The following is a 1,786-nucleotide window of genomic DNA, read 5'->3' as shown; positions in this document are numbered from 1 at the left end:
GCGGCGGGGGGCCGGCGCGGCACAGGGGGTCGATCTGCTGGCGGCCGTGCTGGCCGAGCCCCGGTCCCGGGCCGTGGAGGTGCTGGCCCGTGCGGGGGTGGACACGGAGGAGCTGCTCGCGCGGGTGGAGGAGGAGCCGTTCGAGAGGTGAGACAGGAGCTTGAGGGGGTGACGGTGCTGTCGCGGGATGCCATCATGGCCGCGTGACGAAGCAGCATGGGGCAGGGCTGGGGCTGGCGATCGTGTCGGCCGTGGCGTTCGGCGGGTCCGGGGTCGCGGCGAAGCCACTGATCGAGGGCGGGCTCGAACCGCTGCACGTGGTGTGGCTGCGGGTGGGGTGCGCGGCGCTGGTGATGCTGCCGGTCGCCTGGCGCCACCGCGACCTCGTACGGCGACGGCCGGGACTGCTCGCCGGGTACGGGCTCCTCGGGGTCGCCGGGGTGCAGGCGTTCTACTTCGGGTCGATCTCCCGGCTGCCCGTCGGGGTCGCGCTGCTCCTCGAATACCTGGCACCCGCGCTCGTGCTCGGGTGGGTGCGGTTCGTGCAGCGGCGGGCGGTGAGCCGGCGGGCCGTGGCCGGGGTCGTGCTGGCCGTCGGCGGGCTCGCCTGCGTCGTCGAGGCGTGGGCCGGGATGCGGTTCGACGCGCTCGGGGTGGCGCTCGCGCTCGGCGCCGCCTGCTGCCAGGTCGGCTACTTCGTGCTGTCCGACCGAGGGGGCTCCGGCGCGGACGCCCCCGACCCCCTCGGCGTCATCGCCTACGGGCTGCTCGTCGGCGCCGCCGTCCTCACCGTCGTCGCCCGCCCCTGGAACCTCGACTGGGCCGTCCTCACCCGCACCGCCGACCTGAACGGCGACGCCGTCCCCGGCTGGCTGCTCCTGGGCTGGATCGTCCTCGTGGCGACGGTCCTGGCGTACGCGACCGGTGTCGTCTCCGTGCGGCGGCTGTCCCCGCAGGTCGCGACGGTCGTGTCGTGTGCGGAGGCGGTCGTCGCGACCGTGCTCGCCTGGGTGCTGCTCGGGGAGCACCTGGGGGTCGCGCAGCTCGCGGGCGGGGCGGTCGTCCTGCTCGGCGCGTTCGTCGCGCAGTCGGCGACGCCCGCGAAGGCGGCGGGGGAGCCGGTGGCGGGCGGGGGGCCGGGAAAGGCCGCCGCCCCGCGCGAGACCGTCGTATAGGGTCACGATCATGCCTTCAGCACTCGTTCTTCCGCCTCCGGCCGCCTGAGGCGGGCCTCCGGAGAGACCGTCCCGCGTCGCAGCTGAGCGCGCGGGCGGACGGTGCTGCCCGCAGACGAAGTCCAGGGGCCCCGGCGCGTCCGGCGGCCCGCTTCGGCTCTTCGCGCCTCGTGCGCCGCTGCGGAGAAACGCGTGTCTTCACCTTCTGTGCCCTTCTCGCCCGTCGGGCGGGGGCTGTTCTTTCTGATCGTCGCCGGGATCGCCTGGGGGACCGCCGGTGCCGCCGGCACCCTGGTCTTCCGGATCAGTGACCTGAGCCCGGTGGCTCTGTCCTTCTGGCGCTGCGCCGTCGGACTCGCGCTGCTCCTCGCGGTCCGAGTGGTCCGACGCAGGCCTGTCCGTTCCGCGCGCCGCGCCCGGTGGTGGCTGCTGGTCCTCGGCAACGGCGTCACGCTGGCCGTGTTCCAGACGGCGTACTTCGCGGCCGTCGCCGAGACCGGCCTCGCCGTCGGGACCGTCGTCACCCTGGGCGCCGGGCCCGTGTTCATCGCCCTCGGCGCGCGGCTGACGCTGGGCGAGCGGCTCGGCCGGGGCGGTGTGCTCGCCGTGGC

At 75.5% G+C, this 1,786-nt stretch carries 3 protein-coding genes; all 3 read left to right on the top strand.

From position 1 onward, the window contains the following. Positions 1 to 46: 46 nt before the first annotated feature. Complete coding sequence (locus ACVNF4_RS35635) at positions 47 to 151, top strand: Clp protease N-terminal domain-containing protein (RefSeq protein WP_461806980.1); 105 nt, start codon at positions 47 to 49, stop codon at positions 149 to 151. A 52-nt stretch (positions 152 to 203) separates the two neighbouring features. Next, the gene (locus tag ACVNF4_RS35630; protein WP_461806979.1) at positions 204 to 1,175 is read left to right on the top strand and encodes an EamA family transporter; all 972 of its coding nucleotides are present in this window, start codon (positions 204 to 206) and stop codon (positions 1,173 to 1,175) included. Between the two features lie 192 nt (positions 1,176 to 1,367). Then, positions 1,368 to 1,786, top strand: a 419-nt coding sequence (locus tag ACVNF4_RS35625; protein WP_461806978.1) for an EamA family transporter, incomplete at its 3' end; no start/stop codon positions are given.

The sequence above is a fragment of the Streptomyces sp. S6 genome, assembly GCF_054880855.1.
This window is presented reverse-complemented; position numbering and strand designations above follow the sequence as displayed.